The sequence below is a fragment of the Oligoflexus sp. genome (genome assembly GCF_035638955.1).
Classification (GTDB): domain Bacteria; phylum Bdellovibrionota_B; class Oligoflexia; order Oligoflexales; family Oligoflexaceae; genus Oligoflexus.
Map to the genome: position 1 here is coordinate 23,563 of NZ_DASQYZ010000282.1, position 25,343 is coordinate 48,905.

Annotated in this window: 22 protein-coding genes; 11 read left to right on the forward strand and 11 right to left on the reverse strand. The window is 53.8% G+C overall.

From position 1 onward, the window contains the following. Position 1 precedes the first annotated feature (1 nt). Positions 2 to 580 carry a GTP cyclohydrolase I FolE gene (gene folE / locus VE954_RS25810; protein ID WP_324958280.1) on the forward strand — a complete coding sequence of 193 codons (579 nt, stop codon included), beginning with the start codon at positions 2 to 4 and terminating at the stop codon, positions 578 to 580. On the opposite strand, the gene VE954_RS25815 is transcribed toward folE, so the two are convergent. Continuing rightward, positions 548 to 2,413, reverse strand: coding sequence for a hypothetical protein (locus tag VE954_RS25815; protein ID WP_324958282.1), 1,866 nt, complete (start codon positions 2,411 to 2,413; stop codon positions 548 to 550). The genes folE and VE954_RS25815 overlap by 33 nt on opposite strands. Positions 2,414 to 2,557: 144 nt before the next feature. Here VE954_RS25815 and VE954_RS25820 point away from each other — a divergent pair, with 144 nt between their 5' ends. Then, complete coding sequence (locus tag VE954_RS25820; RefSeq protein ID WP_324958284.1) at positions 2,558 to 3,850, forward strand: hypothetical protein; 1,293 nt, start codon at positions 2,558 to 2,560, stop codon at positions 3,848 to 3,850. Positions 3,851 to 3,855: 5 nt separating this feature from the next. On the opposite strand, the gene VE954_RS25825 is transcribed toward VE954_RS25820, so the two are convergent. After that, a complete protein-coding gene (locus VE954_RS25825; protein WP_324958285.1) occupies positions 3,856 to 4,164 on the reverse strand; it encodes a hypothetical protein in 309 nt (102 codons plus the stop codon). On the opposite strand from VE954_RS25825, the gene VE954_RS25830 reads away from it, so the two are divergent. Next, positions 4,151 to 5,032, forward strand: coding sequence for a flagellin (locus tag VE954_RS25830; protein WP_324958287.1), 882 nt, complete (start codon positions 4,151 to 4,153; stop codon positions 5,030 to 5,032). The two genes, VE954_RS25825 and VE954_RS25830, sit on opposite strands and share 14 nt — an antisense overlap. A gap of 163 nt (positions 5,033 to 5,195) precedes the next feature. Next, on the forward strand, positions 5,196 to 6,041 hold the full coding sequence (locus tag VE954_RS25835) for a hypothetical protein (protein ID WP_324958289.1): 846 nt from the start codon (positions 5,196 to 5,198) through the stop codon (positions 6,039 to 6,041). Between the two features lie 2 nt (positions 6,042 to 6,043). Here the strand turns inward: VE954_RS25835 and VE954_RS25840 are convergent, their stop codons facing one another. The 5 genes from VE954_RS25840 to VE954_RS25860 all read right to left on the reverse strand — a co-directional run bounded on the left by VE954_RS25840 (position 6,044) and on the right by VE954_RS25860 (position 10,910). Next, positions 6,044 to 6,790 carry a tetratricopeptide repeat protein gene (locus VE954_RS25840; RefSeq protein ID WP_324958291.1) on the reverse strand — a complete coding sequence of 249 codons (747 nt, stop codon included), beginning with the start codon at positions 6,788 to 6,790 and terminating at the stop codon, positions 6,044 to 6,046. Beyond that, positions 6,765 to 7,982, reverse strand: a complete 1,218-nt coding sequence (locus VE954_RS25845; protein WP_324958293.1) for a hypothetical protein — start codon at positions 7,980 to 7,982, stop codon at positions 6,765 to 6,767. The genes VE954_RS25840 and VE954_RS25845 overlap by 26 nt, the downstream gene beginning before the upstream one ends. Before the next feature lie 83 nt (positions 7,983 to 8,065). Further along, positions 8,066 to 9,460 carry a hypothetical protein gene (locus tag VE954_RS25850; protein WP_324958294.1) on the reverse strand — a complete coding sequence of 465 codons (1,395 nt, stop codon included), beginning with the start codon at positions 9,458 to 9,460 and terminating at the stop codon, positions 8,066 to 8,068. Between the two features lie 35 nt (positions 9,461 to 9,495). Then, complete coding sequence (locus tag VE954_RS25855) at positions 9,496 to 10,122, reverse strand: hypothetical protein (protein WP_324958296.1); 627 nt, start codon at positions 10,120 to 10,122, stop codon at positions 9,496 to 9,498. Further along, entirely contained in the window at positions 10,110 to 10,910 is an 801-nt protein-coding gene (locus VE954_RS25860; protein WP_324958298.1) for a hypothetical protein, read from the reverse strand. The genes VE954_RS25855 and VE954_RS25860 overlap by 13 nt, the downstream gene beginning before the upstream one ends. 223 nt (positions 10,911 to 11,133) lie before the next feature. Between VE954_RS25860 and VE954_RS25865 the strand changes: the two genes are divergently transcribed. After that, positions 11,134 to 12,666: a hypothetical protein gene (locus VE954_RS25865; RefSeq protein WP_324958300.1), complete on the forward strand. Its 1,533-nt coding sequence runs from the start codon at positions 11,134 to 11,136 to the stop codon at positions 12,664 to 12,666. Here VE954_RS25865 and VE954_RS25870 read toward each other — a convergent pair. Further along, positions 12,663 to 13,319, reverse strand: coding sequence for a fumarylacetoacetate hydrolase family protein (locus tag VE954_RS25870; protein WP_324958302.1), 657 nt, complete (start codon positions 13,317 to 13,319; stop codon positions 12,663 to 12,665). The genes VE954_RS25865 and VE954_RS25870 overlap by 4 nt on opposite strands. Before the next feature lie 140 nt (positions 13,320 to 13,459). Here VE954_RS25870 and VE954_RS25875 point away from each other — a divergent pair, with 140 nt between their 5' ends. Then, entirely contained in the window at positions 13,460 to 14,629 is a 1,170-nt protein-coding gene (locus tag VE954_RS25875; RefSeq protein ID WP_324958304.1) for a hypothetical protein, read from the forward strand. Positions 14,630 to 14,967: 338 nt separating this feature from the next. On the opposite strand, the gene VE954_RS25880 is transcribed toward VE954_RS25875, so the two are convergent. Together VE954_RS25880 and serA are read right to left on the reverse strand one after the other, a co-directional pair. After that, positions 14,968 to 15,465 (reverse strand): GreA/GreB family elongation factor, encoded by a 498-nt coding sequence (locus VE954_RS25880; protein WP_324958306.1) that lies wholly within the window; start codon positions 15,463 to 15,465, stop codon positions 14,968 to 14,970. Continuing rightward, a complete protein-coding gene (gene serA, locus VE954_RS25885; protein WP_324958308.1) occupies positions 15,462 to 17,054 on the reverse strand; it encodes a phosphoglycerate dehydrogenase in 1,593 nt (530 codons plus the stop codon). The genes VE954_RS25880 and serA overlap by 4 nt, the downstream gene beginning before the upstream one ends. Before the next feature lie 305 nt (positions 17,055 to 17,359). On the opposite strand from serA, the gene VE954_RS25890 reads away from it, so the two are divergent. The 5 genes from VE954_RS25890 (at position 17,360) to VE954_RS25910 (ending at position 24,903) form a co-directional block, all read left to right on the forward strand. Continuing rightward, positions 17,360 to 18,619, forward strand: coding sequence for a glycosyltransferase (locus VE954_RS25890; protein WP_324958310.1), 1,260 nt, complete (start codon positions 17,360 to 17,362; stop codon positions 18,617 to 18,619). Between the two features lie 96 nt (positions 18,620 to 18,715). Beyond that, entirely contained in the window at positions 18,716 to 20,338 is a 1,623-nt protein-coding gene (locus tag VE954_RS25895; RefSeq protein ID WP_324958311.1) for an ABC-F family ATP-binding cassette domain-containing protein, read from the forward strand. A gap of 150 nt (positions 20,339 to 20,488) precedes the next feature. After that, positions 20,489 to 21,340, forward strand: coding sequence for a hypothetical protein (locus VE954_RS25900; RefSeq protein WP_324958313.1), 852 nt, complete (start codon positions 20,489 to 20,491; stop codon positions 21,338 to 21,340). Between the two features lie 82 nt (positions 21,341 to 21,422). Continuing rightward, the gene (locus tag VE954_RS25905; protein WP_324958315.1) at positions 21,423 to 23,060 is read left to right on the forward strand and encodes an ABC-F family ATP-binding cassette domain-containing protein; all 1,638 of its coding nucleotides are present in this window, start codon (positions 21,423 to 21,425) and stop codon (positions 23,058 to 23,060) included. Beyond that, positions 23,053 to 24,903: an OPT family oligopeptide transporter gene (locus VE954_RS25910; protein WP_324958317.1), complete on the forward strand. Its 1,851-nt coding sequence runs from the start codon at positions 23,053 to 23,055 to the stop codon at positions 24,901 to 24,903. Before VE954_RS25905 ends, VE954_RS25910 begins: the two co-directional genes overlap by 8 nt. 1 nt (position 24,904) lies before the next feature. Here the strand turns inward: VE954_RS25910 and VE954_RS25915 are convergent, their stop codons facing one another. Then, positions 24,905 to 25,339, reverse strand: a complete 435-nt coding sequence (locus VE954_RS25915) for a YcgN family cysteine cluster protein (RefSeq protein ID WP_324958319.1) — start codon at positions 25,337 to 25,339, stop codon at positions 24,905 to 24,907. Positions 25,340 to 25,343: the final 4 nt, after the last annotated feature.

Consider the following 25,343-nt stretch of genomic DNA (forward strand, 5'->3'; position numbering starts at 1 on the left):
TATGACGCGAAATTTTAACGAAGCGAACCATCAGGAAGCGTTGCGTTCACTGCTCAAGGATCTCGGTGAGGATCCGGATCGCGACGGTCTGCAAAAAACTCCACATCGTTTTCTGCGCAGCTTTCAGTTTCTGACCAGCGGGTATGAAAAGGATGTGCCGAAGATCCTGCAACAGGCTCTCTTCGATGTCGATTACCAGGATATGGTGATCGTTCGTAATATCGAATTCTACAGTCTCTGTGAGCACCATCTCTTGCCGTTCTATGGCAAGGTTCACGTGGGCTATATTCCCACTAAAAAAGTGGTCGGGCTGTCCAAAATTCCGCGGGTGGTCGAGGCCTTTGCGCGTCGCCTTCAGGTGCAGGAACGCATGACGAGGCAGATCGCGGAGTCCATGCAAACCGTGCTGCAGCCCCAGGGTGTGGGTGTTGTGATCGAAGCGTTCCACTTCTGCATGATGATGCGCGGGGTGGAAAAACGCGAGAGTTTCACCACCACCAGCTGTATGCAGGGCGTCTTTCAAAAGAATGAAACACGCCAGGAATTTTTAAATCTGGTGCGTAGCACGGGTCGCCCCTGATTGATCCTGTTTCACTAAAGGCTTTTCATCCCAAATCAAAGCCATCGCCTGGATGCCTTGCAGAGGCGGCAGGCGGGTAATCTTCATGCCATAGCCTTGCAGAAGCTGCATGGCCAAATGCTGATGCTGTTCCCCCGAACGAGGCAACTGCTGGGTGATGCTGTCATCATCGGTGGGTCCACGGAGGGACAGCACCAGAATCATCTTATCATCACGTTTTTTACACTGATAATGCAGAGTCGGATGGCCCCAGGCCCGATCACGAGCCAGTTCAAGCAACGCCATCTGGCAATGATAGAGCACCGAATGCAGAGTGCTTTGCGGAATCTGAAGATGATGCATCTCATGATCTTCAGCCAGGTTTTCATAATTCAGCTGCAGTTCCTTTTCCTGCATCGCAATCAAAGCCTGACTATCGATGATAAGCTGCTGCAAAGACTTCGTGCCTCTATCAGCGCCCCCCATGAGGCGATGCCAGTGCGCGGCCAGTTCGATGTTTTCCTTGAGCTGCTGCAGCATGGTTTGCGACAGCAGCGTGACGTTGATCGCACTGTTGCTGAGCTCATGACTGGATTCAATCAGGATGCTGACCGTTTTCTCCAGCTCGGACTCGCCCTGCGCATCGACGCGTTCGGCCATGGAACGAACCAGTTTCCGTGGGGGGACCTTCTTCAATTCTTCGGCCCATCGGCTGCCCAGCTCGAAGAGTTTCTGAGCCGGTCGGACCAGCTGTTTCGCAGCCAGATGGGACACGTCTTCACCCAGACTATGAATATCCTGAAGTTTCTGCAGATGCGCCTGAGCCGAGCCATTCATTTGCTGATGCAGCGAGCGAGCCTTTTGCAGCCAGGCCTGTTCCACCTGCTGATCCAGGAGCCGGGCTTCGAGGCCGACGATCTGTTGGGAAAGACCATGGCTATGCTGGCGACAGGCTTGGAGCTGATCGTAATTGCGTTTGACCATACGATTCAGATTTTCGCGGATGGAAGAGACGGGGTCGGCATCAGGTTTTTGTTCTTCATTCTCGGCTTCCACATGCAGATCCTTGGCCCATTGCCGCATGCTGTCCACATCCTTTTTAATCTTATGCTGCTGGCTTTGCATCTGGCGCATGACGTTCAGAAAAGCCAGAAGGAAAAGCGCCAGGACCACCAAAAGTGGGACGAGAAGAGTGACGGGTTCCTGCCGCAAAACGGTTGGATAATAGCGGAGCAGCCAGTGCTGCGAATAAAGATCAGCAGGCGGAGCCGCAAAGACGATACGGGCCGGACGTCCGGGTGGTGGGGCACCGATGCTGAGTTCGAGATTGCGGAACATGTCACGCAGCCCATTCGAAGAGAACAGCCAGGCGTCCTTTAAAGTGGTGGACACAAGGAGAAACGCGCGTCGTTCCCCAAACGCACCGAGCGGCATCACCCATTCCAAATGCGGGTGCTCGCCCACCATGCGCCACTGAAATTGACCCTGGGTGAGGGCCCGATTCTGAAGCGGACAGTCGGCGCTGAGCAACAGTCCTTGTTCGGAATGGGCGAGGTATTTGCAATCCTGATCCAGAATCGCCAGCTGATCCACGCGGCCCGGAGTCACGTAGCCACCCAGAATGCGACTGGCCGCACTGTACGCCTGCTCATTCAGGTCCTGAGTCAGAACCGGGTTGCCTTTCAGTTCACGGCCCAATTCGGAAAGCTGCGTCCGCGTTGTCTGCAGAGCCAGTTCGTATTGAAAGCGGGCCTGCTGAAATTGGCTTTGGATCTGTAAAAGAGGACTCTGGGCCATCATGATGGCCACCAGTGGCAGCATAGCCGCAAAGAGAGAAACGAGGGCTCGGGTCACGTTCAGTCTCCGCCAGGATTGAAGTTGTTTTCCACATGTTACCTTCGGCTCTTTGTGAAGGTCCACGAAAATCCCAAGATCCCGTGGACGATGGCGGCAATCCCCGGTAGGATGAGGGATTCAGACTCCAGCAGGAATGACTGCATGCGTACGTCGGAATTAAAAAGCGCTCTTATCATTACGCTGCTCAGCATGATCCTTTTGCGGCTGGTCTGGATGGATTTGCGATCCTATGTCATCACCTATGCTCCCCAGAATCGTTATGCCTTTGACCGCAGTGAGACGAGTGGCAGCTGCCGTCGCTCCTTCAGTTTGCGCCAGCTTGGTCCTGATAAACCTACGCAAGGCAGCTGGGAAAGACCAGGCTGGGCGGACGCCCGGCTCTATCAGAGTCTGGTGCTGGCCAGCTGCCGAAACGGTGTCTTCCATGATGCAGGCTTTGTTCGGTACAACCAGGGTCTCCTGATTTCATGTCTCGTCTTTTGCGTGCTGCTGACACGGGTGATGGCGCGATCCTGGGTCGTGGGATTGATTGTCGCAGTGGCCCTGTTAAGCCGGGGTCGACTCATCGCCGCCAATGGCCAGATATCGGGTGATGCTTTGATTGCCGTGGGGTTTGCACTCTGGGTGATGTGTCTGGGACATTGGTTGCGCTCAGGATCCTGGTGGGTTTATCTCGGTTCCTATGGAGTGATTGCGGCGCTTATGACGTTGGAGCCTGGAACGGCTCTGCTTGGATTCGCACCGCCCTTGGTGTTGGCTGCGTGGCGGCCCATCCTTCGGCGTAAAATGGAACGCGCGCCCGCGCCGGCGGAACCGATCAGCCGTGACGTCAAGCTTTGGAAACGCTGGGGTGAGCTGCTGAATCTTTCCCTCGGACCCGCCCCCGATGCGCCTGACTCGGGTGGACTCTTTCGTCCCTTGCCCGATGGGGTGCGCCCTTTGATGGGTTCGCTGCGTTTTGAGAATGCGCTGAAAACATTTACCATCATGGGCGCCTGCATTCTTTTTGTGACGCTTCTCGTCCAGATCGTGGCTCGTAAATATGGGCCGCTGCCTCTGCAGCCCATTTCAGGAGCCGCCATCAGCCTATGGTTTCGCGAATTTATCAGCCCCCTGGATCGGGATTCAGGCCTTGGTATTTCGATGATGGTGCTGGCTTTGACCTGGCGTTCCCGCTGGTTGCCTTATCTTAGGCCGCTCGTGAACCTGGTGGGATTTGCCATTATTCTGAGTGCTTTGGGGGCTGGCTTTTTTGATCTTGTCTATCTTCCTACGCCTGCGGAACGTCTTTGGCAAGGAACCCGCCTGCTTATCCTCTGGGAGCCTGTGCTCATGACCCTCGGTATGCTGGCCTTCTATCAAATGACGTTAAGCCTGCTCGCCCGACTCGATCGCATCCCCAGTCTGACCCGCTTCCTTAAAGCTCTGAAATAAGATCTTTAAGTCTCACTTTTTATCAATCCAAATAAATCCTCTTGTGAATTCATCAGGCTCGCCTTTGATGAATTTCCCAAACCTATTGACATAAACCTCAAAAAATTTTCACGTTCCCAAGCATTTTGCAGCTGGTGAACATCACAGCTGTCTTCTTGCGTTTTTTCAGAACCACCAACCATGATATTGAAAAAATCCAAGATCGTTTTTGGGAAAATGCTTAACCTGTTTTGGCAGAAGTCGATAGATGGGTTATGAACTTTCGCAATCATCCACACTGACTTTCTGGAGGTTTTTATCATGGGTTTACGCATTAAAACCAACGTTCCTTCGCTGATCGCACAACGCCGTATGGGCAATACCACAGCTGACATGCAAAGTAACATGGAAAAGCTGGCCAGTGGACAACGCATTAACAAGTCCGCTGATGATGCCGCCGGCCTTGCCATCTCGGAAACCATGACGGCTAATATCCGTTCGATGTCGCAAGCTCAGCGCAACGCCAATGATGGTATTTCTCTGATCCAGGTGGCAGAAGGCAGCATGAACGAGATCAGCAATATTCTGATCCGTATGCGTGAACTGGCAACCCAATCCGCTTCCGATACCATTGGTAACCTGGAGCGTTCGTACACCAACAAGGAATATACCGAGTTGGTCAACGAAATCGATCGGATTGCCAACACCACCACGTTCAACGGTATGAACCTGCTCGGTGGCGCGGATAAAAACAACGGTGTCGGCAGTCTGACGATTCATGTCGGTGCCGGTGATGGCCTGATCGAAAACACGGACACCATCAATATCGATATCGATTCCGTGAAACTCGACGCCAAGGAAATTTTGGGTCTGAATGCTGAATCCGAGATCGGCCCCATGGAAGTCGATGGTGATTTCGATCGCCAGACCGCAGCTGATAAATTGACCACCATTGATAACGCGATCAAGACTGTGGCTGGTAACCGAGCCACACTCGGTGCGAAGCAGTCCCGCCTGACATCGTCGATCAACAACCTGGGTGTTCAAATTGAGAACATGTCTACCAGCCGAAGCCGCATCCGTGATGTGGACTTTGCTGAGGTCACCGCTCAGTTTACTCAGAACCGAATCCTGGGTCAGGCTGGAGCCTCTGTTTTGGCTCAGGCCAGCGCCATCCCCGAATTGGCTTTGAAACTTCTGTAAGGTTCAATAGCTGGATTGTCTTGCGACAGTCAGTTGTGATGTTTGTGGAGTGGCAGGGGGGTTTCCTCTCTGCCACCTTCCTGCGATTTGCGGCTTCATCTGAATCCAGACCGGGTGATAGAATGAACCAGCAGTGGATTGGCCTGAAGGAGGCGGAGAAAACATGTCCAGGTTGTTGCTCGTTCTGTTATGCTGTGTGGCCTTCTCGTGTGTGAATGATAAGCCTTTGGAAGACATTCCTGCATCCCCGCAAAGTCCAGGCCCGGTCCCGGCGCCAGTGGCTGAGCAGAAACCGGCAGCAGCGCCTGAAAAAGTGCGCGAGGCTCCGATTCCAGCTCCCAGTGCTGATTGCCAGACTTTGCCCTCAGGAATCAAGCTGCCCTATTACATCAGCGGCTCATCCGTGATCGTGATTGGTTTTCTTAAGACGTGCCAAACTATGGATGGGCAGGAAGGCTATCAGCGTGGCAGCAGTTGGACCGCGATGGGATTCCCCTGTACAGCGGGGCGTGGTCGCATCGATAAAAAAGGCAGCGACAATGTTCCCAGCGTCGTGACCTTTCATCTGCAGAATTCATGTCCCATGCAGCCTGGTCGGCCGGAAGATGTGGAAGCGTTGGTTCGGCAAAAACTCAATATCCCGGCCGAGTCGCATCTGATCGCTTATTATCCATTATCGGTCGACTACTGGGAATTCGTGGATTCCACGGAGCAGGATGTGGGGTATCGGCCTGAACTTTATACACCGACCTCAATCAGTCAGAACTGGCAGAAATTTTCGGCCAAAAGCGAGCCGCTCAAAATTCGCCTGTATGGACGGGAAAATGCCTGGGAACCGGGCAAGAAACTTTATGAAGTGGAAGCGCTGATCATGCCTGAAGGCCGCAGCACGTTTCGCGTGCAGGTTCAAGCCGCCCGTTCTTTGGATGATGCAGGGAAAACACCCGTGCGTGAACGCTGCGATGCGCTGCGTCCGAAACGGGATTGTGCGCAGGTGTTTGGTTTATAGACTCAACCGGCGGCTGATTTCCGCTTTCTCTTGAATCGGGACTGGGGTTTCATGGGGGCGGTCTTCTGCTGCAATTCCAGCCTTTTCCGCAGACGTTCAATGCCTTTTTGAATAGCTCGATCGGTGGGATCCAGCTCAGAGGCTCGCAGCCAGGCCTTCTCGGCCAGCTGCAGGTCCCCGGTTTTCAAAAGAATGGTGCCCTTCATCTTATAGAGCCGCGCTGCATTAGGGTAATAACTCAGCAGCTGATTCACTTCGATCAGGGCATATTCATAATCCCGGGTTTTATACAGCTGCATCAGCTTCGCCAGACCGAGGGAATAACTTGGTCCCTGCTCCGGTCCATCCGGAGACCCGACGCCCATCGCATCTTCCAGCATGGAACGATCACGCTCCTGATCCTGACTGGGTCCGGGCATGGTCGAGAGCAATTCACGATCGGTCAGCTGCGGATTCTGAACTTTCACTTTGCCTTCATCGACAGGCAAGGACGTCATGGGAATGCTGATGTCATAATCGTCGGCGCCGTGCGGTATCTCCACAATGTATTCCGCACCACCACGGACACTCCGAATGACAAAACGCTCGTCTTTGGCGTCCTTACCGATAGGTCGCGTCTGATCCGCGAAAGGATACGAAATCGTACCTTCCACCAGCGTTTGATACTGGTCGGTGGTCTGCCAGCAGCTGCCAAGCAGAAGACTGAGAAGCGGTAACGCTCCTTTACATGTTGTAGCAAACCGCCACATCCGCACCGACTCCCCCAGGGACTTTGACAAATTTTCCGTCCAAAAGAATATTCGCCTGGCCCACAACGATAACTGACGCATTCACTGAAAAACGGCGGCCCAGATAGGTGTCGACCCCAGCGCGCAGCGTCGGCGCCATGTAGCCTGACGCCAAATGAAGACCGAGACCAGCATTCAAACCGTAACGGACATCATTATAGGATTCGAGCGTGCCCAAAAAGTTATGAGCATAAAGCGCAAAGAGCCCCAGCGAATTCGTAAAGGGCGTGGCCTTCAATTCCGTGCTTTGGGTCGTGGTCTCGGTCGCGGTGGTGGGTCCTTCCGAAGGATAATCACTGAGCAGTGCACTCGCCGCCATGTTTAACGTCAGGAGCAGGCCAAACTCATTGCGCCGATTGTCGAACTTTTCGGTGCCGCGGACGTGAAGGGTCAAAACACTTTTTTCCCGAGCCGATGTTTCCACATTGGGAATCGAGCCGCCACCAAATCCTACGAGGTAACGGAAGTCGGGCTTGTATTCGTCACTGGTGCGCGCTTTCTCGATTTGACTGTAGTCGATGGCCAGTTTTTGGAAGCGGGTCTTCAGAGTTTCGCTATTATAGGTGCGGGTCCAGACCATTTCCTTGTTGCTGGTCTCAAAGATCTGCACGGCCAGCACCATATGGGTCGTATGATAGACCAGCACGACGTCCATGAAATTTTCGATGCCCAGCTGATTGGCGGCTCGATTCAGATCATCCGTATTGGTGGTCGGGGAGCTGATCAGCAACTTGTCGTCGACGATGCGGGTGTTTTTGGTTTTGCAGGGCAGGCAGCTGATCATGCGGATTTTGGCATTTTCGCGGATGCGCTCGGCCACCAAAAGTTCCACATAATCTTCGTAGGTGCGCGGCAGGGATTCGCTGACCGAGACCTTGCGAATGGACAGATTCTTCAAGCCGGAAATCTGACCGCTTTTCACATCATAAGCCATCTCATTGAGAAGCTCATCGAGCACTTCATGAAAGAGTCGGATCTGTTTGGGATTGGCTTCCTTGAGGCGCTCCGCTTCCTGCAGCTGCTTTTTTTGGAAGGCTGCCGCTTCATCGTCGACGGCATAGGGACCGCGACCTGCTGATTTTGGGGGCTCAGCGGCCAGGAGATTGGTGATGAGGAGCAGACTTCCCAGCAGAAGTCTGAAAGCAAAACCCATGCGGCAGGGCCTCCGGGTGTGATGGAACGGTGTCTATCACTCCCATTATAGTTCCTCTGCGCTGGGCATGTTTTTCCCGCTGATCAGAACAGCAGCACATCACCGGGTTCCTTGCGTTCGGTTTGACCAAATTTCTGAAAACCATCGGGCAGATAGAAGGCAAACGCCGCCTTCTCCTGTTCGGTCACCATATGCGTTCCGATCTTATTCAGAACGGCTTCGCGCAGGTCTGGATCCAGCAGGTGATCCATGCCCTGGGTCTGGCTTGCAGCCAGGACGAGATTCATTTCTCCAATCCGATGTTCCAGGATCTGCCGCATCATATCAAAGACCTGCAAGGTCACCACGCATTGACCAAACAGCGTGTCGATAGCCGTAATCTCGGCCATGATCAGGTCGCGGGAAGCGGGCCAATCGTCTTCCGACATAATATCCATGATGGCAAAAGCGGCCCGTATGGAGTTCAGAACTTCGGGTTCCGGGTTGTCGACGCCGGCCAAGCCCTTTTGAATCACTTCGGAAGGCCGTAGCGTCCCCAATCGGGTTCCAATCTGGGCGCCGCAGTCCTCGCAGATGGTGGCGATGGCCCTGAGACTGTCGATAGCTGTGGCATAAGACTGGAGTGATGCTGCAAACTTTGGCAGATCGCAGCCCTTGTCGAGGGCGAGCAAGCTGAGATCGGCCAGTTTCTGTTCGCAAGTTTCATAATGAGCCTCAACCTGGTCCGCCAGCCCATCCAGATCCTTTTCAATATCGCGCATCATAACGTCGAGTCGAAGAACGAGAGTATAATTCGTTGTCGAGTCGACCAGCTTCAGCGCCTGCTCGCCTGCCGTTGTCTTGGCTTTGATTTCGTAAAGGATCTGCAGCATGTTGAGCTTGGCGGCATGAACCAGGGTGTTGCTGATTTCCACTGTGGTCTGGCAAAACGAGCCGTATTGTAGCCAGAAGCTCGCAATGTCCTTGTGCGAAGTCAGGACTTGAACCGGCAGAAAACCCGTGGAGCGCTGGGCCGTCAGATCGGGAAATATATAGCGGGTCGGCAGCAGAAGAAGAAACCCGGCTCGGGGATACACCCATTCTTGACCTTGCTCAGCATCCTTGCGCAGGAGACTGAACTCGATCATCTCGAAACTCACGCGTTGCGTCGTGACATTCACCAGCGGGAGCTCGGCACTTTCCAGGTTTTGATCTTCAAAGGCCTTGTTCAAGCGCAAAGCATCATAGATCGCAAACGGAAGGGCTCGAAAGGTGAGCTTCAATTTTCGCTGCTGGATATAGTCGCCCAGAGTGGCAAGACCAATCCAGGAGGCAAAAGCGAGATGACGCATATCACAGACGGAATCATTGAGGAGAATGCCATCCAGCGCGGCGGTATCCGGTGTATCGCCGATCGACCCATAAAAGGTAACCACACCATGATCACGGTGAACGCGAAAGCGCAGTTTCTCAACCTCATTGATTTTGACAGCTTCCATGCGCGTCCTCCTTGGTCTTGTTAAGAGCCTTGATATTATTTTTCCTGATACGGTGCCGCCGGCTTTTTGGTTTCGGGCCTGCTGCCTTCTTCTGTTGGGGACAGACTGCGACCGAACCAGGACTGCGAGAGGGTAATATATTTCTTTTGCAGATTGGTTCGATAGCGGCGGGTCTTCCGCGTGCGATCCAGGCACTCAGCCACGATAAAAAGTGCTTTGGATTCCCGTAAAAACTGCTGCAGTTTATCCTGATAGGATCGACCCAGATTTTGCTGTTCCAGCTGATATTCCAGTCGACTCAGCATGTGAAAGTAGCACCAGTGATAGAGGGGGAGGGCATCACGCACATCGGCCTGGAGTTCGTCGGCCGCCTTTTGAATATCCGCTTTATTCTGCACCCGATCCGCCCGCACCAGCAGCTGGGCTTCGCAGTCTTCGAGTCGATCCAGTTCAAAGCCGGTTTCCTGTGTTGCGAGCCAGGTATAGAGTCGATTCAAATCCCTGGCTGTGGGTTCAGGCAAATTGTCCTCTTCACTGGCGGTGGGCGGCTCCTCCTGGGCGGGCAGCGTTGCGGACTGGGCCTCGGGTTCGACCGCTGGCGTCGCGGGTTTGGTGGTGCGACAGCTGGCGACCAGGATCAGGACAAGGATCAATCGGTCCATAGACTCACTCCTAGACTTGCGTAGGACAGGAGGTATGAGGCTCCACTCTGCAAACCAATTTTGGTTTCCCATTCGAAACCCTGAGCGATGCGAAAACCAAGTCCATAATTCAGCCAAAGGCCACTGCCATCCAAACCAAAACGGCGAGTCGCAAGATTATGGTCGCGGCCTGGAAATTCGGGATCCGCCTGACGACTGAATCCAGCCAGGCCGAAAGCCAGAGTCTGCCTCGGCTTCCCTCGCCATTCAAAGGCAAAAAGGGGCCCTGCATAGAGGACTGAAAAACGGGAAAAACTCGTCTCGGATCGGGCCGTGCCATACCATGAGGCGAGATGCAGTCCGGTCCAGAACGTAAAGGATTTCTGAGGATCGGTCAGACGGTAAGCGGCTTGCCACACGATGCCCGGATCAAAGCGCCAGCTATCCACCGGACCCGTGGTGGTTTTCGCATGCGTCGGCGCCAGACCGAGATGCATGCGCAGACGGGGATCGGGATCTTTGAGATTCATGTCGTCCTGCAGCTGTTCGATTTGCTGCCGTTCCTGAGGTTCCAAAAGTTCATCAGTCGACAGTGCAGGTCGATCCGCAACCGGCAGAAACACCGAAGAATCCTTGGCTTTTTTGCGACGAAGCTGTTCTTCCAAGGAGGGTTGCGCAGGACGCGGAGCCAGAGACGTCGGATTGCGGCCATCCGGTCCCACAATAGGCTGAGACTGGGCATTTTGTGCCTGAATCGTGCTTATGGGCTGCAAAAGTAGCCCGAGACAGACCAGATAAATTCGGCCCATGGTCCTCAACCTTTTGGCAATAAGCCTCATTATAGCCTCATCGTCCAAGGGAAGCGAGGAACGTTATTTCGACTGGCAAAGTCTTGCCCAGTGCGGCTCGGGAAATTCCTGCCCATTTTTTTCAGAACAAGGCGGTCCTAGACTGGGAATAGAGTGGTTCATTAACCAGTCACCTGAGGTCTTTCAGGATGGAATTCCCTTTGATGGAAGTCGGAGCATTTGCGTGAAGTCGAAAGCACCGCCTAAACCTCATCCTTCAAACAATCGTCGTGTACCGGCTCATGAGCTCTTTCCTCAGCCCGGGGTATACAGGCCTCAGAGCTTTGGTGCCAAGCGGTCCAAGCGCAAGCGACCCTTGCTCCTCGGTCTGCTCTTCATGTTAACCTTTCTAGCCGGCTTTGCCGCTCTAGGGTATCTTCGTCGTCCGCATATGCAGGCACCTTTCGTGCTGGTGGAATTGCGGGCCATCGAGGAAACCGGACATCCGGTGACAGCCGCCAAGGTTTCCATCAACAATAAAACCATGGGCGTGACCGATAGCTTTGGCGAATGGCGCCGCTATCTGCGCATGCATCCCGGTGAGCAGTTGAGTGTGGAGCTGTATAAAGCGGGTGAACCCTCCTATCGCGGCACGCGCCTTTTGAAGGTGCCGAAGAATCGAACCGGTGATCACGACTTTGAAGTGAAAGCCAGTATCGAAATGGTCACGCCCAAAGCTCTTTCGAAGAGAAAGACCAAGGCACCAGCGCCGCAGCGCGCCCAGGTTGTCGATGAAACCGATCCGGAAACACCGGACGAGGATTATGAGCAGCGGCGTCCTGAAATCAAACAGAAAGCCACAGTCGAAGTCGAGGAACGCGCGGATCCGGGTGATTCCAATGATAGTTCGATGGGACTTTATTTTGATGATGGGCTCGCGGCCATTGCCCTGCATGTTTCACCATTCCGCGGTGTGCCGGCCAACCTTTTGGAAAAACATCAGGCTGAAGTGTTGGAGGATCGTATCCTGCCCATGCTGGCCAATGATCTTGAAGCGCTCGGCATTCGCGTCGATAAAAGCGCGCCTTGGAAACTGAACCTGAGTTATATCCCCAAGCGCGATCAGGTGGGTTATATTCGCAGTCAGATCACCTGGCAAAATCCCTTCGGACAGCCGGAAAAAACGGCCTTTGTTGCGGGTTATGCCAAGACCTTCGAAGAAACCGTGCGGGCCATGTCGTCCCTATTACGTGTGCACATGAAGAAGTCCTATTGGGCTTTCAAAGAGGACGGCAAGTGGTTTATTGATGAGTCGGCTGATGTCAAACCCTTCTGGCGCTTGAAACCCGGCATGTCTCTATCAGATACCAATGGTCTTAAATTTTCCATTGCCATGGCCTCGCAGCACGACGGCACGAAGCGCTGGAAACTCAATGTGGGCAACAGCCAGCCCTGTGCCACAGTTCGTCAAAAAAATCGCTGCATGGTCAGCACGCAATCCTTGAAAGAAGCGCCGCCCTTGTTAGGTTGGAAACAGCGTCGCCTGCGGATTCAGGGTGGACTGCCGAAAAATGCCGAAGTGTTTGTCGCCGGTTTCCAGGCTGTTCCGGTCGGTGATGGTCACTGGGAATACTGGGGACATCCAGGCAGCAATCACAAGGCCCTGGTCCTATCCCAAGGGCGCATTGTGCACAGCGAAATCTTCATGGATGAAACGAGTTCCTTGGCTGTCCTACGCATGCCGGTGCCTACAGCCAATCGCCAGGCTCGTCGTTAAAGCCGGCCCTCAGCATTCATTTGCAAAGCCTCACTGAAGACCCGCAGCTGATCACCTCGGCGAACGGGTCCCACGCCTGATGGTGTTCCCGTAAAAATCAGGTCCCCTGGAAACAGATTCTGCAGGCTCAAAAGATAATGCAGAATCGTGTAGCAGGGAAACAGCATGTCCCTTGTATGCCCGACCTGCTTCACTTCACCATTCACTTCCAGCTGAAGATCAATCTTGGTGAGATCCAGGTCCTGCGCCGAAACAAAAGGAGCCAACACCGCGGCTCCTGAAAAACTTTTGGCTATGGTCCAGGGTAGGCTTTTCTTTTTCAACTGATCCTGGACCGCGCGCCGAGTCAAATCCAAGCCTAAAGTCACCGCGGCCATCGAATCCGGACCCACATCGGATTGCACTTTCATATGGCGTCCCACCAACAGCACAAGTTCCAGCTCGTGATGAAACGTTTCATCTGGAAAAGCCAGAGGGCCTTCCGCAAGGCGGCGCAAGGCGGAGGGGGCTTTCAGAAAAACCACGGGTTCAGCCGGAACTTCGTTGCCCAATTCCTTGGCATGATCGGCATAGTTACGCCCAATACAGTAAATATTTCCGCTGAGGCGAGGCCACTCAGGCTGGGCCGGCTCCACTTGATAAGGATGAGACATAGCGGCTCCTATAAGGGGTAAAGCGGTACGCGGGCTTCAGGCTATTCCAGTCCCCGGTTGCGGTAAAGTTTTTCTGCAACAAACGGCCGCCAGCTGCGTCTCTTTGGTGCCACAAACTCGGCTGAACAAGAGGATGAATTATGCTTAATATCGGTCAATCCAGAGTGTTACATGTCGCCACAACACTGATTGCTCTTAACCTTCTAGCCACGGCCTGTGGCGGCGATTCGCGGAAAAAATCCCCACAGGGTGTAACTCACGTGGAATTTCACGGTCCGACTGAAGGCAAACCGACCGCGGTCCCGACCCCTGAGGTCTCCTCAACTCCAACCTTGACTCCAGCTCCTGAAGGGGGCTCGACTCCTGAGGTCGCACCGACCGCAACTCCAATTCCAACCCCTGAAGCGATCCCGACGCCCGTGGTTACACCAACCGCAGTTCCAACCCCCGAAGGGGGCTCGACGCCCGAGCCGACTCCGAAACAACCTTTACCGGCCGCCAGTGAACTGTCCGCTGAAGAAAAGCTGCAATACCTGACCAACGATGAACCCTTTACCAAGCTTCCAACCCACGGTCTCAACTTCCGCGGTACGGGCTATGATGTGAACAAATCCAATTACAGAGGCGACTGCATGGAGCCTTCAATAGACACCATGGATGTCACGCGCGACGCACGCCCTCATGAAGAATATACACTCATGCCCCTGTCTTCCCTCAAGCAGGTTAAGTCCGCTTTGAGCTATCAAGGTTACCCGCTCTACCCAAGTGGTCTGATCGATTTCCAGGAAGAGAAAAAATTAGCTGTCGTGGCTATCGCGAAAAAGATTCGTAAGCTGGAATTCACCGACTCGCTGGTGCTGAAGGAAAAAGCCAAGGCGGTAAGCCCTGAAAGATTCGAACAATGGTGCGGTCAGTTCTACCAGAAAGGTGAGGTCTACGGACACATTTTCTATAGCGTGATGTGGATCGATCTCGATGACGTGAACACCAAAGAGCGTGTCCTGAGCCGCCTGATCGATAGCCAACGGATGGGCACTTATACCAATGTGCAAGACTTTGTCGAGAGCCTACAAAGTTTCACGAGCCAGCTGGTTGATACAGAGAATCTATACGGCAGAGGCGGAGTAACCGGCTACAATAGTATCGTGGGACAACCTGTTGATTTACGCCTGGACCTGGGCTCTATGCTGAAAGCCTGGAGCGCAGCCGCAGATCAGGTCGAGCTGGCCAAGGTACCGGCTGTGGGCGCAATTTTCAGTAAGTACCCCGACCGCTCGACTCCAGTTCTCACTGGTGAAACGTCACAATAAATTTTGACTGGCAATCGGGGCAGCTGGTCAGCGCTCCGCCTGTCTCTGGGCATTCGTAGCTCTGATACTGCTTGCAGCAAGGACAGAAACAGCCCCAGGAGTTTGACTCTTCGCATTCGATGTCAGCAAATACACGCTTCAGCTTCATTGATTTGACCCTCTTCAACTCTTTGGCTTTAGTATGACCGCTCTTCACGGTGACGAATCCGTGAAGAGCAAAACTCATTCCATCGAGGAAGGGGGAAAAAGTGGTCAGAAAGGCCAGAATTCAGAGGTTTTGAAGCCGTGATGACAGACTATGGCAAGTGACTCTGTTCGAAAAATCCAACAGACGCGTTCTATTCCACCCGACGTCCGGCGTAATGAATATCCCGTATCTCATAATCTGCATCGCCCATCGGGCGTTGTACAGTGACTACTTGGCCGATCTTCTTGCCCCATACAGCCCTTGCCAGAGGGGATTTCCAGGATATGGTCCCTTTATCCGCATCTGACTCACCAACTCCGACGATGGTCCATTCGCGTGTCTGACCTTCCGCATCCTCAATCACAAAGGTGGCGCCAAATTCGATGCTGCTGCTGCGAATATTGCGTGGGTCGACGATCTGGGCATCCTTGAGAAGCCCGGTCAGATAACGAAGCCGCTTGTCAATTTCACGCATACGTTTGCGGCTATAGATGTACTCCGCGTTTTCCGAGCGATCACCCTCGGCAGCGGCTGTGGCCATGTTTTCAACAATACGCGGCCGTTCCACTTCGAGCAGCTGGCGGTGCTCTTCGGCAATCCGCTGCCAGCCTTCGCGGGTCAGCGGATTTTTCAATTCCTCGTTACTCATAGGAAGAGGGCCTTGGCGCTTTCCACGTTGGGGAGTTCCTTCAGCTGCTTCAGGTGCGGGACCGGTATCTGGCTATCGACAGTGACAATGGCCATCGCGCGACCGCCTTTTTTGTTACGGCTCAGGTTAAAGGAACTGATGTTGATGTTACCACGGGCCAGGTAGTGACCCACATCTCCAATCACACCGGGACGGTCATGGTTTTCGATCAGGAGCAGATAACCCGTGGGTTCCACTTCAAAGTGAAAATCATTGTAGAGGGTCAGACGAATATGCCGATCTTCAAACACAACGCCACCGACGGTGATCTGCTGACCCTGCGCGCCACGGACAATAATCTTCAATGCGGAATTGTAGCTCGTGAAGCTCGGGTCGATGCTTTCACTGACTTCGATGCCCAGCCGATCGATGTGTTTGTTGACGTTCACAAAGGACACGTAGTCATCGACGACCTTGGTCGCAAAACCCTTCATCCAGCTCAGGCGCAGGATGGAATTATCCAGCTCGGCGATATCACCGCGATACTGCAGCTGCACGGTTTTGGGGTTGAAATCGAGCACCTGGCCCACGATGGAACCCAATTTTTCCGCGAGCGTTGAGTACGCTTTCAAAATCGGCTTATCGATCACACCGACCTGAGGCAGGTTCACATGATAATCGACTACACCGCCTTCAATGGCCTTACGAACCTGTTCCACAATGGTCTGACCGATAGCGATCTGAGCCTCTTCCGTGGAGGCCCCGATATGCGGCGTGCAGTAGACATTGGGATGTTTGACGAGCTCCATCCAAGGTCCAGGTTCTTTTTCAAAGGTATCGATGGCGGCCCCAGCGATCACATGCGAGTCCAAAGCCCAAAGCAGGTCCTTCTCATCGACCACGCCTCCGCGCGCGGCATTGACGAAATAACCTCTCGGTCCCAGAGCCTGCAGAACAGCGCGATCCACCATCAGCGTGGTTTCCTTGTTCTTCGGCACATGCAGAGTCAGGATGTCGACGATTTCGGCCAATTCCAGCAGCGAGCCCACTGGAGTCGCATTATGATTGGAAAAGACGTTGGGTGAAATATAAGGATCATATGCATAAACTTCACAGTCGAAGCTTCGACAGAAACGGGCCACACGATGCCCGACGTTGCCGAGACCGACGATGCCGACTTTTTTACCCTTTAATTCGTAGCCGCTGTATTGATGGCGATCCCAGCCCCCGGCTTTGACTTTATTTTGGGCTTCTGGAATCTTGCGGAGCATGGCCAGCATCAAACCGAGTGTGAGCTCAGCGGCTGAATTGGTGTTCTTGCCAGGGGTGTTGAGGACGAGAATACCGCGCTCGGTGGCATATTCCAGGTCGATGTTGCCAACGCCCACCGCGGCGCGTGCAATCACTTTGAGTTGAGGGGACACGTCGATCAGTCGGCGATCCACATTGGTTTCACTGCGAGAAACCAGCACATGAGTGTTGGCCAAATCGGAAACCAGGTCTTCAAAGACCACGTCCGGCTTGTAAACGATCTCAAGCCCTTCGATCTGACTAAAACCTTCCAACGCCACGTTATGAAGCTGACCAGTGATCAAGACTTTTGTACGCATATTCCACCCTATCGACGAGAACGTGGCCTTTACCCTAACACAGGACAAAAGCGAGGCTCGACAGGGAATTTCCAGTTCGGTGAAGACGCGGCTCAAGGCCCTTCACTTCGGTCGGTCCAGCGACTCCTGTCAAAAAATCTGACGGTTTGGGACTGAAACCCCGTTGCGTGCCTTTTTAACACACGGGGAATATTCAATAAATTTTTAACGCTGGAACCAGAAATCCTGGCAGGACCCTTGCTCTTTACTCTGTGCCGCCCCCTGCGGAGCCGTTGTGGTATAAGTTGTGTGGATTGGAGGGGCCTTTGAAACGTATTCAGAAAGTTTTGATACTCAGTGGATTACGACTCTTCCCGAATCAAGCGGGTGGACATCTGCGGAGTGGGAATTTTGCCAAAGCCTTGGCCCGACTTGGTTTTGAAGTTTGCATCTACAGCCTTGCCGGTCGCAAGGAAGATTACCGGAACGGCCCCAAACTTTTGCAGCAAAACCTGGAACCAGGTCTGGTGGAAGAAATCAACCTTTCCCTGCCCCTTGGTCTGGCTCAAACTCTGGCCCGTCGCCTCGGTTTGCCCCGTCTATGGCAGTATCCCATAATCGCCTCCGGCCTGATCCCTGCAACCTTGCGTGACCGACTGCAATGGGCTGATTGCATCATCTGTGATCTGCCTTTTGTACCACCAATACCCGGACCCTGGCGGGCGAAACCGTGGGTCCTGCTGAGTCACAATCTGGAATACCGACTTCTGGAACAGGGTGGCTTTCGTGATCGGCATCTGTTTGCACCGGTTCTTTTGCAATGGGAACAAACTGCGTCCAAACGTTATGATGGAATCCTGGCTTGTTCCACAGAAGACTATGACTTCTTCCAGGCGCATAATCGTACCTCCATTCCGATTCAACTCGTCCCAAATGGAATTGATGCGGCTCTTTATGCTCCTGATGCGGGCGTTCGCGCGGCCATACGGGAAGAGCTGGGATTTACGGCCCAGGATCGGGTCATCCTCTTCAGCGGCAGTCGCTATGCACCCAATATGGAAGCGGTCGCCCAGCTGCAGGACTTTGTGCAAAAGCACGCCGAGGCTTTGCAAAATTCGGCTGTGAAATTTCTGATTCTGGGTTCGGTGGCGCCGGCGTCGCGTGCGTCGCTCATAATGGCCACAGGGTTTGTGCCTTCCGTTCTGCCTTATTTTCAAGCGGCCGACTTTGCTATCAATCCGGTTGTGCGCGGATCCGGCAGCAATGTGAAAATCTTTGAATATCTCGCCGCACGCCTGCCCATTCTTTCGACTGAATTCGGCGTGCGCGGTTCGCTCCTGGAACCGGAAAAGGATTATCTGCTATTTGATTGGAATAACCTGGCGGCAAGGCTTTCAGGCCTTCAGGTGGAACGCAGTCCTGAAGCCTGGCGCATTTTCGGTGAAGCGGTCTGGCAGCGGCATGCTGCGAACAGCGATATGACGGAAATCGTTCGTCGGCAATGGGATGCTTTGGAGCGAGGCCTGCCCCAGCAGTCTCTGCGCCTTGTCTCCCAACTGCCTCACAGTCTTGCCGGCCGGCCTTAAGCCCTGGGAAAGACTTGAGTATTCTGTGCTAGCCAAAAGCATGTCCATGAATTACTGTAGGCGCCTTCGGGAACCTCATCTTATGGACTTTGTTACATGATCAGCACCAATCAAGTCTCCCTGGCTTTTAGCCAAAGGTTTCTATTCCAGGATGTCAGTATTAAATTCCACCCGGGTCATTGCTATGGCCTGATCGGTGCCAACGGTGCAGGAAAATCCACTTTCCTCAAGATCTTATCCGGTGAAATCAAACCCGACCGCGGCGAAGTCATAGTCCCTCCGGGCTCACGCGTGGCGGTTCTCAAGCAAAATCATTTCGAATTCGAAGAGGTCGAGGTCATCAAAACCGTTTTGATGGGCAACCGCGAGCTTTTCGATATCATGAAGGAAAAGGACGAGCTCTATCAGAAGCCGGATTTTTCTGAAGAGGACGGCTATCGGGCCGCCGAGCTCGAACATCGGTTTGCCGATCTGGGCGGCTATGATGCCGAAAGCCAGGCCGGCGGCATGCTCGAGTCCCTGGGTGTGCCCACATCTTTGCACACTCTCTTGATGCGCGAGCTCGAAGCAGGGATGAAGGTCCGCGTATTGCTGGCCCAGGCCATTTTCGGTAATCCCGATGTGCTGCTGCTGGACGAACCTACCAACAACCTCGATATCGATTCGATCATGTGGCTGGAAGAATTCCTCTGCGAATTCAAGAACACCGTGATCGTGGTTTCGCATGATCGCCACTTTCTCGACAAGGTATCGACGCATATCGCCGATCTGGATTTCAATCAGATCTCGCTTTATACCGGTAACTATAGCTTCTGGTATGAAGCAAGCCAGCTGGCCCTGAAGCAAAAGCAGGATCAGAATCGCAAAACCGAGGACAAGATCAAGGAACTCAAATCCTTCGTCGAGCGCTTCTCGGCCAACGCTTCGAAGTCCAGCCAGGCCACGTCCCGGAAAAAGCTGCTCGATAAGCTGAATATCGACGAAATCAAACCTTCATCGCGGCGTTATCCGCATATCCATTTCCAGCAGGAACGGGAAGCCGGCAAGCAGCTGCTCGACGTCAAGAATCTCACCGGTTCTTTGGACGGCAAGACGTTTTTCAGGAATCTGAGTTTTCAGGTGGAAAAGGGCGAGAAGATCGCTTTCGTGGGTCGCGATACCCAACCGGCTTCTCTCCTTCTGCAGATCCTGGCGGGTGAAAAAGCAGCAGATGCCGGCGAGTTCAGCTGGGGTGTGACGACGAAGCGCGGCTATTTTCCCAAGGATCATGAGGCCTTTTTCCATGAGAACCTGAGCCTTATCGAATGGCTGCGGCGCAATGCGACCAAGCCGTCCGAGGCGGAAGAGGAGTTTCTGCGCGGATTCCTTGGCAAAATGCTCTTCAGCGGCCCGGAAGTCTTCAAGGAAACCCGGGTCCTGTCCGGGGGCGAGAAGGTGCGTTGCCTCCTGTCCCGCATGATGATGATGCAGCCCAATGTGCTGCTCCTGGATGAGCCGACCAACCATTTGGATCTGGAATCGATTACCTCCCTGAACAATGGTTTAAAGGCCTATAAGGGCACGATTCTGATGATTTCTCAGGATCGGGAAACGGTGGAATCGATGGCCACGCGCATTATCGAGCTGACACCGAAAGGCGTTATCGACCGCGAAATGCCTTATACGGAATATCTGGAACGTGCGGATATCACCGAACAAAGGCACGCTCTCTACCACTGAACTTTCTTTAAAAAGGGCTCTTCGGGGCCCCTTTTACCCCTCGTAATTCCTCGCCCAACCCCTCTGGAATCCAGAATAATTGGCTTCATCTTAATGTTTTGACCCAATCAGCCGATAAAATTGTGGGACTCATAGAGACGGAGTTAGAGGATGCAACTGACCGCGGGAAACAACCCGGGGATCGAAGAATTCCTGGGGCATATCCAGAAAAAGCCTTCCAGCGAAGTGCTGGTCGAACGCTTTTTGGTGCTGATTATGGAAACAAAGCCAGAGGTTCGCCACAAAGCGATGGTCCGGCTTACGCATATACTTTTGGAAGCCAATCCGCATGCGGCCCTGCAGTCCTGTTATCGCTTTCTGCAAAGAACGCGAAACCATGGCGCCTCGATCGACGAGGAAATCGGAGCCCTGCAGCTCACCCTAAACTGCTTTGAAAAGCTCGGCAAAAAAAATCAGGCCGTGGTCATTCGCGACGAGATTGAGCGCTTAAGAGTTCGCCAGGAAAATCCTGACTCCTTTCATCGCGACCTGCGCACGGTTCTTCACTCCACGCATGAACAAACCGAACAGGTTTCCTATGAGGACCTGGCGGCGGAACTCTTCCAACGCTTGCAAACAGCGCTTGGCAACTTCACCAATATTCGTCATCAGCAGCTGGCCGTGCAGAGTCTGATCAAAGCCTATCAACTCGTGTACGGGGATATGGCGACACCGATCCGCAAGGCCCTGCATCTCTATGGTCGCAATCCTTTGCTGTGGACCCTGGACGGCGAATTCCGCCAGGATCTGAAGGAATACCTGCTCGAGGGTCGGCTGTTCAGCATGGGCAAGGACGGTCTGTCTGAAGGACGCCTACGCATGTCGATGGAGCTGCTCACCGGCTGGTTTGATCAACGCCTGCTTTTGCCGCAGCAAAGTCGAGGCAAAGGTCAGGAGCTGGTGGCTCAGATTGAATTTCTGGAAACCGCCTTAACCTCCATCATCGATCGTGATTTCGCCTGATCCGGATGGAAGATTCTGGCTCTCCCTGGTTAAACGCGATATGCTCGCGGTCCGTAAAAACACCAGGACGAGTCTCCGACACATGATACATCTGACAAACTTGACCAAACGGCATGGACAGCGGGTCCTCTATGAAAACGCATCGATTATGATTCGCGAAGGCGATCGAATTGGCTTGGTTGGTCCCAATGGGGCAGGCAAGACCACTATTTTTCGCCTGATCATGAAAGAGGATCATCCCGACGCAGGCTCCATCACCATCCCGCCCAATACCGTGGTTGGCTATTTTTCGCAGGATGTGGGCGAAATGCGTGGGCGTTCGGCTTTGGAACAGGTCATGGCCAGCTGCGGCCGGGTGTCGGAGCTGGGAGCCTTTATCGCTGAGGTCGAGGCGCAACTGGCTTCAGGTGCCACATCGGAAATGGACCCGGATGCGTTCAACCAGCTGATGGAACGCTATGGTGATGCGCAGATGGAATTTCAGCAGCGCGATGGCTACGATCTCGAATCGCGCGCCCAGGCGGTGCTGACGGGACTTGGCATCGGACCGAATGATTACAACCGTTCGGTAGAGCAGTTCAGCGGTGGCTGGAAAATGCGGATTGCCTTGGCGGGGATTTTGACCCTGCAGCCGGATGTGCTGCTGATGGACGAACCCACCAACCATTTGGATATTGAATCGATTGTGTGGCTGGAGGAGTGGCTTCAGTCGTACAAGGGCGCGATCATGATGACGAGCCATGATCGGGAATTTATGAATCGCCTGGTCAATCGCATCGTTGAGATCGCCCATAAGCAGGTGACTGTTTATTCCGGCAACTATGAATTTTATTTGCGCGAACGTGAGCAGCGCCGTGAGCAACAGGCGGCCGCCCATCGACGTCAGCAGGAAATGCTGGCCAAGGAAGAGGACTTTATTGCCCGCTTTGCCGCGCGAGCCTCCCATGCGGCCCAGGTGCAGTCACGGGTGAAAAAACTGGAAAAGATCGATCGCCTGGAAGCACCACCTGAAACACGAACGATCGACTTTACGTTTCCCTCACCTCCGCGCTCGGGCAATGACGTGGCGCGCCTTACTGATTTGAGCAAGGTCTGGACCCGCGAGGATGGAACACAAAGACAGGTGTTCCGCGGTGTTTCCGGCGTGATTCAACGGCTGAACAAGATCGCACTCACCGGAGTCAACGGCGCGGGAAAATCCACGCTGCTGAAAACCATTGTCGGTGAAACCGATCCCACCCAGGGTGCTGTCGCCATCGGCCCCAGCGTGCGTGTGGGTTATTTCAGCCAGCATGCCCTTGACCTTTTGAATCCCAACAGCACGATCTTTGAGGAAATCAGTTCGCGTTTGCCCGATGCCACCATCGGTTTCATTCGTAACCTGCTCGGGGCCTTCCTTTTCAGCGGTGATGATGTCCATAAAAAGATCGCGGTGCTATCCGGTGGGGAGCGCAGCCGTGTTCTGCTTGCTTTGATCCTGGCCAGTCCGCTGAATTTTTTGGTGCTCGATGAGCCGACCAACCACCTTGATATTGAATCGCGTGAAGTCCTTTTGAAAGCCGTTCAGGAATTCGATGGAACGGTTCTGGTCGTCAGTCACGACCGGCACTTTCTCAGGGCCGTTGCCAATCGGGTCTTTGAAATCCGCGACGGTGAACTGCGCGTTTATGAAGGCAACTACGATTATTATGTAGAAAAAGGGGGCGTGCACCTTGGCTAAGGCGTCTAAAGTCAAAGTTCAAGAAGGTTTCGAGGGACGCGAGCCTAACGAAATTGAGTGGTTTAAGAAGGTTTATCAGGGCGATAAAGTTCCCCAGCTCACGCTACGCGCCGTGCTGATGGGGGCGCTACTCGGTGCCTTCATGTCCCTTTCCAACCTCTATGTCGGCCTCAAAACCGGCTGGTCCCTGGGTGTGGCCATCACGGCCTGTGTGCTATCATTTTCCATTTATAAAACTCTGATGGCCGCCTTTCCGCGGCTTTTCAAAACGGAAATGTCGATCCTGGAAAACAACTGCATGCAGTCCACGGCTTCATCGGCAGGTTATTCCACTGGGTCAGTGATGGTTTCTGCGATCGCGGCCTATCTGATCATCAATGGCAGGCATCTGCCTATCGGTGCTCTGATGATTTTTATTTTCTTTGTCGCCGCGCTCGGGGTTTTCATGGCGATCCCTCTGAAACGCCAGTTGATCAACATTGAGCAGTTGCGGTTTCCCAGTGGTGTGGCTGCGGCGGAGACCTTAAAGAGTTTACATGCCACCGGTGCGGAAGCGTCGATAAAAGCCCGAGCTTTGGGTGTTGCCGCCGTGATTGGAGCCGCGCTTGCCTGGTTTCGCGATGCAGGCAAGCCCTTTGCGATTCCAGGGCATCTGGATTTGCCAGGGACCATTCGCGGATTTGCTTTAAGCAAGTGGACAGTCTCGTTTGAAATGAGCACCGTGATGATGGCCGCCGGTGCGATCGTCGGCTGGCGCGTGGCGTGGTCGCTGCTGCTGGGCGCTGTCATCAACTATATGATCCTGGCTCCCATGATGTTGGATGCGGGTGCGATCGACGCCAGCAAACTTGGATATCGCAGTATCGTCGGCTGGAGCACATGGGGTGGGGCCGCGTTGATGGTCACCTCGGGTCTGACGGCTTTCTTTATGCAGTGGCGCACGATCCAACGCGCCCTGAAAGGGATGACCAAACTTTTCGCCAGCAAAACCCAAGCCGTAAACGATGCCATCAGCGCCATTGAAGTCCCAACATCCTGGTTTGCGATTGGGTTCGCCTGCGCCTCTCTGGGTTGTGTTGCGCTTCTCTATTATTATTTCGATACCAGTATCTGGATGGGTCTGGTGGCCGTGGGTCTTACGTTTTTCCTGGGTATCGTCGCCAGTCGAGCGACAGGAGAAACCGATATCACACCGATGGGCGCGATGGGCAAAGTCACGCAGCTGACGTTTGGGGCTTTGGCGCCATCCAATATTACGACGAACCTGATGACAGCAGCCGTCACGTCGGGCGCGGCGAGTTCGGCCGGTGATCTTCTCACCGATTTGAAAAGCGGTTACTTGCTCGGAGCCAATCCGCGGAAGCAGTTTATTGCGCAATTCCTCGGTATTTTTGTTGGAACTCTGGTGGTGGTGCCGGTGTTTTACATTCTCGTCCCCACTGCGGACGCGCTCGGGACGGACCAATGGCCTGCACCAGCGGCTCAAACCTGGGCTGCGGTGGCCAAGCTCCTCGCGACCGGTGTGGATGCCTTGCATCCCACAGCTCGGATAGCCATTCTATGCGGTGGACTGGTTGGGATTATTCTGCCGATATTGGAAAGGCTGTTTCCGAAATCGACGCGTTTCATTCCATCGGCTACCGGCCTCGGCCTGTCGATGATCGTGCCATTTTTCAACTCGCTGGCCATGTTCATCGGGGCCTTGATTGCCTTGATCCTGGAAAAGAAATCGACACTGATGAGCGAACGCTTTGTGGTACCTGTGGCGTCCGGTTTCATCGCGGGTGAATCGATCATGGGGATCGTGGTGGCTTTGCTCGGAGCAACGGGCGTCTTGAGCTGAGTTAAAAAATCCAGTCGACCACAAAGTCTTCGAGATTTTTCGCATGGGTTTCCGACACAATTTTATTGCGGACGGAAACTCCTGCCTTGTGCACGGTGGCAGGATTGCCGCTCACGAGCGGATGCCAGCGTGGAAGGTCCTTGCCTTCGGCCAGCAGGCGATAGGCGCAGGTTGCAGGCAGCCAGTGAATCTTGCGAACTTTCTTCGCATTGAAAACCTGACAATCGGGAACGTGCTTTTTGCGATTCTTATAATCGCTGCACCGACAGGTTTTGGCGTCGAGCAATTTGCAGGCCACGTTGGTGAATTCGATCTTGCCGGTCTCGTCATCTTCGAGCTTATAGAGACAGCATTTGCCGCAGCCGTCACAGAGCGATTCCCACTCGTCACGACTCATGTCTTCCATTTGTTTGGTTTTCCAAAAGGCGTCAGTCATTTGG